This window comes from Zoogloea oryzae, assembly GCF_030161255.1.
Taxonomy (GTDB): domain Bacteria; phylum Pseudomonadota; class Gammaproteobacteria; order Burkholderiales; family Rhodocyclaceae; genus Zoogloea; species Zoogloea oryzae.
In genome coordinates this window covers 45,185-52,922 of record NZ_BSPX01000029.1, presented here as the reverse complement: position 1 = coordinate 52,922, position 7,738 = coordinate 45,185, and the positions used below count along the sequence as shown (strand labels likewise).

Genomic DNA, 7,738 nt, shown 5'->3' with positions numbered 1-7,738 from the left:
CCGTCTGCGCCGCCGCTGGCCGCGCCCACCGCGCCGCCCCAGCGCCCCGCCCGTGGCGTCGCCCGGGCCTACGCGATGGATGGCGCCACCTTCTATCAAAGCGGTCGCAAGTACCGGGTGCAGGGGCTGGATGCCCGTGATCCCGGGATGAGCTCGGAGCACGCCACCCAGCGCCTGCAGCGCGCGCTGGATGCGGGCAACCTGACTGTCGAGCCGGTTGAGGTCGATCCGTCCGGCCATACCGTGGCGGTGGTGCGCGTGAATGGCCGCAACGTGGCCGACACCGTGCGCGGCGCCAACTGAGCGCGCAATGAACAACGGCCCTTCGCGGGGCCGTCTGCTCGGAATGAACAACGGGGCCTTGCGGCCCCGTTTGTTTTTTGTCTGCCCTTACATGGCGACGAGGGACTGGCGACCCCACCAGTCGGCGCCGGGGGAGAGCTCGATGGGCTCGCGCACGGCGGCGGCCTCGACGCACAGCATCCGGCGGAAGCCGTCGGCCGGCATGTCGGCGAGCCTGGCGCATTTGTCCACCCACGGGTTCCACACCACCACGTCGGGGAAGTTCTCGGCGTGGATGCCCATCGCGCGGTCATCCTCGCGCACCAGGATGGTGGCCGGCGCCTGGTGGTAGATGCGGTCGATCTCGTCGTCGACCATCACGCCGACGCCGGTTTCCTTCTTGAGGGTGCCGCCGTCGGCGGTGTCGGTGTAGTCCAGCCCGCGCAGGCCTTCGATGCGCAGGGATTCCACCTCGCGCACCTTGAGGTAGGTGTGCAGCGCGGCGGTGAAGCTGAGCGGGGCCTTGCCGGTGTTGGTGACTTCGAGCTCCATGTCGAGTCGGCCGCCGCCGATGGAGACACTCATCTCGGCGGCAAAGGCGTGGGGCCACAGGGCGCGGGTGTCGGCGTTGTCTTCGAGGCGCAGGGTGACGACCACGTAATCCTTGCCGGCGCGCTGGTTGGCGAGCGTCCACAGGCGGTTGCGGGCAAAACCGTGGGCCTTGAGCGGGCCGTTGCCGGCGAATTGCGGAAAGCACACCGGCACGCCGCCGCGGATGGCGGTCTGGCCGTCGAACACGGCTTTGGGGCTGAGGTAGAGGCGGTCTTCGCCGCCGGCGGGCGTCCACGACAGCACCTGGGCGCCGTGGAGGCTGACGAGGGCGACGGCGCCGTCGGGCGTCTGCAGCTTGAGGACGGGCTGGCCGTGGAGTTCGGCCGTTTCGATCTGGTCGGTCATGATTCTGCGGGGCCCTGCCTGGGCCCGGGAGAGGTTACAGAGGGCGCGATGATAACGCGGCCACTTCGGCGTGGCGGAAGCAGTCGGTGGTGTGGTCGTTCACCAGCCCGGCGGCCTGCATGAAGGCGTAGCAGATGGTGGTGCCGACGAAGCGGAAGCCACGCTGCTTGAGGGCCTTGCTGAGCGCATCGGACAGCGGCGTGCTGGCCTGGGCGTCGGCGAGGCTGGCGAGGCGGTTCTGGATCGGCTGGCCATCGACGAAGCGCCACAGCCACGCGTCGAAGCTGCCGAACTCGGCCTGGATGGCGAGAAAGGCGCGGGCGTTGTCGATGGTGGAGGAGATCTTGAGGCGGTTGCGGACGATGCCCGGGTTGGCCATCAGCCGCGCCTGATCGGCGTCGGTGAAGCGGGCGACGACGGCCGGGTCGAAGTTGGCGAAGGCTTTGCGATAGCCTTCACGCTTCTTGAGCACGGTGAGCCACGACAGCCCGGCCTGGGCGCCTTCGAGGGTGAGGAGCTCGAAGAGCGCCTGGTCGTCGTGGAGCGGCACGCCCCATTCGGTGTCGTGGTAGGCCTGGTACAGGGGATCGGCCCCGCACCAGGCGCATCGCACGAGGGGCGCGCCGGCCACCATCAGCCTTGCAGGTTGAGGATGCCGTGCTTGACGGTGTTGTCCTCGGGGTCGTTGGACAGCACGAAGCCCAGGCTGGCGACGAACTTGAGCATGCGCTCGTTGTTCGACAGGAAGATGCCGGTCATGGCGCTCAGGCCGCGGGCGCGGGCGGTCTCGATGAGCACGCCCATCAGCCGGCGGGCGAGGCCGCGGTGCTGCCAGTCTTCGGCCACGACGATGGCGAACTCGCAGGTTTCGCCGTCGGGGTTCACCGCGTAACGGGCCACGCCGATCTCCTCCTCGACACCATCCTCTTCGATGATCGCCACGAAGGCCATCTCGCGGTCGTAGTCGATCTGGGTGAGGCGGGCGACCATCGCCGGGGGCAGTTCGCGCATCGTGTTCATGAAGCGCAGGTACTTGGTCTCGGGCGACAGCTTGCGGACGAACTCGACTTCGAGCTCGGCATCTTCGGGCTTGATCGGGCGGACGGTGATGTCGCCTTCGGGCATCGAGATGCGGGTGATGAGGTGCGACGGGTAGGGGTGGATCGCCATGTGGTCGTAGCGATCGGCCGTCGGGGCGATGTTGTCCACCACGATGCGGGCATCCACCGCCACCGCGCCGTGCTCGTCGACGATCAGCGGGTTGATGTCCATCTCGCGGATCCACGGAAGCTCGCAGACCATCTCGGAGATGCGCAGCAGCACGAACTCCAGCGACTCCATGTTGATCGGCGGCATGTTGCGGTATTCGCCGAGCAGGGTGGCCACGCGGGTGGACTTGATCAGATCCTGCACCAGATAGCTGTTGAGCGGCGGCAGGGCGACGGCGCGGTCGGCCTGGATCTCGACGTGGGCACCGCCTTCACCGAAGGTGATCACCGGCCCGAAGATCGGGTCGCGGAAGGCGCCGACCATGAGCTCGCGGCCGTAGGGCTTGACGACCATAGGCTCGATGGCGACGCCGTTGATGATGGCGTCGGGGCGCTTGCGCTTCACATCCTCGAGGATTTCCTGGTAGGCGGAGCGCACCGCGGCGAGGCCGTTGAGGTTGAGCCGCACGCCGCCGGTGTCGGCCTTGTGGGTGATCGACGGGGAGTCGATCTTCATGGCCACCGGCAGGCCGAGCTCTTCGGCCAGCACCATGGCTTCGGTTGCGGAGCGGGCGACGACGGTTTGCGCGATGGGAATGCGGAAGGCCGCCAGCAGGGCCTTGGATTCCATCTCGTTGAGGTTCTTGCGGCGCTCGGAGAGGGCGGTCTCGATGACCAGCCGGGCGCTCTCGACGGACGGCGGGTTGAGGTCGGACGACAGGGACGACGGCGTCTGGACCAGCAGCTTCTGGTTGCGGTAGTAGGCCGAGATGTGGCCGAAGAGCTCGACGGCGGGCTCCGGCGTGCGGAAGGTGGGGATGCCGGCGGCTTCGAAGATGTGGCGGCCTTCGCGCACCTGCTCTTCACCCATCCAGCAGGTGAACACGGGTTTGTCGGCGTTGCGTTCGACGTCGATGATCTGCTGGGCCACTTCGGTGGGCGAGCACATGGCCTGCGGGCACAGCATGGTGAGCACGCCTTCGACGTTCTCGTCCGCCAGCACGATCTCGAGGGACTTGCGGTAACGCTCGGCGTCGGCGTCGCCGATGATGTCGATGGGGTTGGTGTGCGACCAGGTGGGCGGCAGGATCTCGTTGAGCTTGGCGACGGTGGCGTCGGACAGGGTGGCGAGGGGAATGCGCAGGTCGGCGGCACGGTCGGCAGCCATCACGCCCGGCCCGCCGCCGTTGGTGATGATGGCGAGGCGGTTGCCGCGCGGACGGAAGTGCGAGAACAGCGCGTTGGCGGCAGCGAACAGCTGGCCGAGGTTGTACAGGCGGATCACGCCGGCGCGGCGCAGGGCGGCGTCGAACACCGCGTCTTCGCCGACCATCGCGCCCGAGTGCAGCAGCGCGGCGTGGGAGCCGACCGGGTGACGGCCGACCTTGATCAGCAGCACCGGCTTGACGCGGGCGGCTGCGCGCAGGGCGCTCACGAAGCGCCGCGCGTCCTTGATGCCTTCGACGTACAGGAAGATGCTTTCGGTGCGGGAATCCGACACCATGTATTCGAGGACTTCACCGAAGTCGATGTCCACCGAGGTGCCCAGCGAGACGACCGACGAGAAGCCGACGTTGTTGGGGCGCGCCCAGTCGAGGATCGCCGAACAGAGGGCGCCGGACTGGGAGATGAGGCCGATGGAGCCCTTGGTGGCGCCGCCGTGGGCGAAGCTGGCGTTGAGGCCGAGCTCGGGGCGCAGCACGCCCAGACAGTTGGGGCCGAGCAGGCGGATGCGGTGCCGGCGGGCGTTCTCGATGGTGTTCTTCTCGAGCATCTTGCCCCGGGGGCCGGCGTCGGAGAAGCCGGAGGGGATCACGACCACCGACTTGGTGCCGGCGCGGCCGCAGGCGTCGACGATGGCCGGCACGCGGTCGGCCTTGGTGGTGATGATCGCGAGATCGAGCCGCTGGGGGATGTCCTCGACGCTCTTGTAGCAGGGCACGCCCAGGACTTCTTCGTATTTGGGATTGACGGCGAACAACTTGCCCTTGAACCCCGCCTCCAGCATGTTGCGGACAACCACGTTGCCGAGGGAGTTTTCCCGTTCGGTGGCACCGATGACGGCCACGGACCGGGGTTCGAAGAGGGGGGTGAGGTAGTGTCGTTCGTTCATGATGGATGCTCGGTTAGTGCAATTCGGTTGGTCTGCTGGGGCGACCATGACCCTTGCCGTAGCCGCAGATATTCTTATCGTCAGTTAACAGTCGAATTTTAACCCGCAAGAATGCTGCCGGATATCGGTAAAAGTGCCGATGTATTGCGATGCACAACATTAGTTGTGACTTATATCAACGCTTTTGAATTCAGGCTGTTGCGCAGCAGCAACGGTTTGGCTGCCGCACAACACCCGGAGGTGCCGGATCAGTGGCAGAGCGTGAAGAAGAAGCTGGCGCCCTGGTCGGGGGTCGACTGGGCCCAGACGCGCCCTTCGTGGCGCTGGATGACGCGCTGGACGGTGGCGAGGCCGATGCCGGTGCCGGCAAATTCGCTGATGCCGTGCAGGCGGTGGAAGGGGAGGAACAGCTTGGAGGCGAAGGTCATGTCGAAGCCCGCGCCGTTGTCGGAGACACAATAGACGATCTGCCGGTCGCGCATCTCGGCGTGGAAGCGGATCTGCGCCACGTCGCGGCGGCTGGTGAACTTCCAGGCGTTGCGCAGGAGGTTTTCGAGCGCCACGCGGATCAGCGCGCGGTCGGCGGCGGCGACGAGGTTGGGCTCGACGTGGATCTCGATGGCGCGTTCCGGGTCTTCCTGGCGCAGTTCGGTGAGGATCTGCTCGACGATCTGGCTGAGGTTCACCTGCTCGCGCTTCATGGCCTGGCGCGTGAGGCGGGCCAGGTCGATGAGGTCGTCGATGAGCCGCGCCATCTTCTGCGTGGCGATGCGGATGCGGTGGAGGTATTCGCGGCCGGTTTCGTCGAGGCGCGGGGCGTAGTCCTCGGCGACGATCTGGGCGAAGCCGTCGATGGCCCGGAGCGGCGCCCGCAAGTCGTGAGAGACCGAATACGAGAAGGCTTCGAGCTCGCGATTGGAGGCTTCGAGTTCGGCGGTGCGCACGCGCACGCGGGCTTCGAGCTCGAGGTTGAGGTTGCGCTGGGACTGCTCGGCTTCCTTGCGGGCGGTGATGTCGTCCAGCGTGCCGGAGCTGCCCACCACGTGGTCGTAGGTGTCGCGCAGGGGGCGGATGGTGGCCTCGACCCAGCGCAGGCCCTCGGAGTGGGTGCGCAGGCGGAATTCGAACTGGGCGATGTCCTCGTAGCCCTCGCGGATGCTGCGCAGGTGCTGCTCGACCCGGCTGCGGTCTTCGTCGGCGACGAAATCCAGCAGGCTCTGGCCGATGGACAGCCGGCCGTCGAAGCCGGTGGTGTGGCGCCAGGCCCGGTTGAGGAAGGTCACGCGACCTTCGCCGTCGGTCTGGAAGAGGATCTCGTTAACCGACTCGACCACGTCCCGGTACATGGCGCGGCTCTCGCGCAGCACCTGCTCGGCCGACAGCCAGCGGGCCACGTCACGCAATACATAAAGCACCGCCGGCTGGCCGTCGAAGCGCATCCGCACGCCGGTGGCTTCGGCGTTGATGCATTCGCCGTCGAGGCGCTGGTAGCGCAGGGGCAGCGGGGCGAGGCCGGTCTGCTCGGGGTTGGCGGCAAACTGCTGGAGCCGCGCGGCTTCCATCGCCCGGTCGTCCGGATGGACGAGGTTGAGCATCTCGATGCCTTCGAGCGCGCGGGTGTCGTCGGCGGCAAACAGGCGGCGGCTGGCGGCGTTGGAGAGGTGGATGCGCCCGTCGATGCACACCAGGGTAGCCTCGGGCGATAGCTCGAAAAGCTGGCGGTAGCGCTCCTCGCCGGCGCGGCGGGTGTCGAGGGTGTCGCGCACCGCGGAGATGTCCTCGACGACCACCGCGAAGGACGGCGGCGTGTCGTCGCGGCCGGGGATCAGCCGGACGGATTCGCGGCACCACAGCATGCTGTCGTTGGCGCAGTGGTAGCGCACGTCGCGGCTGTAGTGGTCGATCTCGCCCGTGAGGCAGCGGGCCCGCAGGGCCTTGCCGGCGGCGGCGTCTTCGGTGCTCATCACGGCGTCGAGGGCGGCGCCGGCGAGGGCTTCGGCCGGCTGGCCCAGGAAGGCGGCGAGGGCGGCATTGACCTGCAGCCAGCGGTCATCCACCGAGATCCGCCCGACATTGGCCGGCGCGTGCTCGAAGAGCGCGCGGAACAGGGCTTCGTCCCGCTGCAGCTGCTCGCGGGCGACGACCCGATCAGTGATGTTGCGGGTGGTGCCGCAGTAGCCGGCGAACACGCCCCGGTTGTCGAACACCGGAATCCCCGATTCGCTCAGCCAGATCGCCCGGCCGTTGCGGTCGCGGCGGCAGAACACCAGATTGGAGAAGGGCTCGATCTGCTTGAGCTGGGCGATGTGCTCGGCCCACGGGGCTTCGTCCGGGGATTCGCCGGGCAGCTCCCAGCGCCGGTTGCCGATGGCGTCCTCGGCGGCCAGGTCGGCCAGGTGGCCGGAGCTGGCGGTGATCGCGGTGTAGCGCAGGTTGGCGTCCTGCTCCCAGTAGCCGTCGGTGCTGTAGGCGATGAGGGCGTGGATGCGCTCTTCGTTGCGTTCGAGGTTGGCCGACAGGCGTGCGCGGTCGGTGACCTCGCGGCCGATGCCCCGGTAGCCCTGGAACTGGCCGGCGGAATCGAAGATCGGTCGGCCGCGAAGTTCAAGGTAGCGCACCTCGCCCGTCGCACTGCGGCGCGTCAGCGTGACGGCGATCGGTCCGTGCCGGCCCAGGCTTTCCTGGTGGGCGATGGCGAAATCGGGCGGCAGCTCGGGGACGATCACCTCTTCCCAGCTGCGGCCGATGGTGTCGGGCGGGATGATGCTGGGCGGGGTCGGGGCGTCGGGCACCGGCACGAAGCGCAGCGTGGCGTCGGTTTCCCACGGCCAGTCGGAGGCGATCTCGACGAAATCCCGCCACGGGGTGGTTGGCACACCCGGCGGCATGGGGCGGGGCGGCATCGCCGAAAGCGGTGGCGCACCCGAGACCGACAGGGGGGCCGGCGCCGGCGGCGGCACGGGGCGTGGGCGGGAGATGCGGCCGAGGAGCAGGCCTGCTGCCAGCCCGCCGCCGGCCACCAATAGATAGGGCAGGGAAGTCTGGATGCTGAAGTCGCCCGCCCCGCCCGCGGCGGCAAGAACGACGGGCGCGTAGGCACCTCCCGCAGCGAGCAGAAAGGGGAGGGCTGCCCGACGGAGCAGCGGAGAGGCGGGACGGAAGAGCATCAATACATATT

5 protein-coding genes are annotated in these 7,738 nt (G+C 68.1%); 1 reads left to right on the top strand and 4 read right to left on the bottom strand.

What is annotated here, in order from left to right; genetic code table 11:
- Positions 1–303 (top strand): hypothetical protein (locus tag QQK25_RS11190; protein WP_284187999.1); only part of this gene is annotated, 303 nt, incomplete at its 5' end.
- 87 nt (positions 304–390) lie between these two features.
- Here QQK25_RS11190 and QQK25_RS11185 read toward each other — a convergent pair.
- The 4 genes from QQK25_RS11185 to QQK25_RS11170 form a co-directional block, all read right to left on the bottom strand.
- A complete protein-coding gene (locus QQK25_RS11185) occupies positions 391–1,239 on the bottom strand; it encodes a D-hexose-6-phosphate mutarotase (protein ID WP_284187998.1) in 849 nt (282 codons plus the stop codon).
- Positions 1,240–1,273: 34 nt separating this feature from the next.
- Positions 1,274–1,852 carry a DNA-3-methyladenine glycosylase I gene (locus tag QQK25_RS11180; RefSeq protein WP_438696435.1) on the bottom strand — a complete coding sequence of 193 codons (579 nt, stop codon included), beginning with the start codon at positions 1,850–1,852 and terminating at the stop codon, positions 1,274–1,276.
- Positions 1,853–1,872: 20 nt separating this feature from the next.
- Positions 1,873–4,560: a bifunctional acetate--CoA ligase family protein/GNAT family N-acetyltransferase gene (locus QQK25_RS11175; protein WP_284187996.1), complete on the bottom strand. Its 2,688-nt coding sequence runs from the start codon at positions 4,558–4,560 to the stop codon at positions 1,873–1,875.
- A 248-nt stretch (positions 4,561–4,808) separates the two neighbouring features.
- Positions 4,809–7,727 carry a PAS domain-containing sensor histidine kinase gene (locus QQK25_RS11170; protein ID WP_284187995.1) on the bottom strand — a complete coding sequence of 973 codons (2,919 nt, stop codon included), beginning with the start codon at positions 7,725–7,727 and terminating at the stop codon, positions 4,809–4,811.
- Between the last annotated feature and the right edge of the window lie 11 nt (positions 7,728–7,738).

Bases quoted from the DNA above. Each gene is read 5' to 3' on its own strand.
- QQK25_RS11185 (WP_284187998.1), bottom strand. From the start codon at position 1,239: ATGACCGACCAGATCGAAACGGCCGAACTCCACGGCCAGCCCGTCCTC.
- QQK25_RS11170 (WP_284187995.1), bottom strand. From the start codon at position 7,727: ATGCTCTTCCGTCCCGCCTCTCCGCTGCTCCGTCGGGCAGCCCTCCCC.
- QQK25_RS11175 (WP_284187996.1), bottom strand. From the start codon at position 4,560: ATGAACGAACGACACTACCTCACCCCCCTCTTCGAACCCCGGTCCGTG.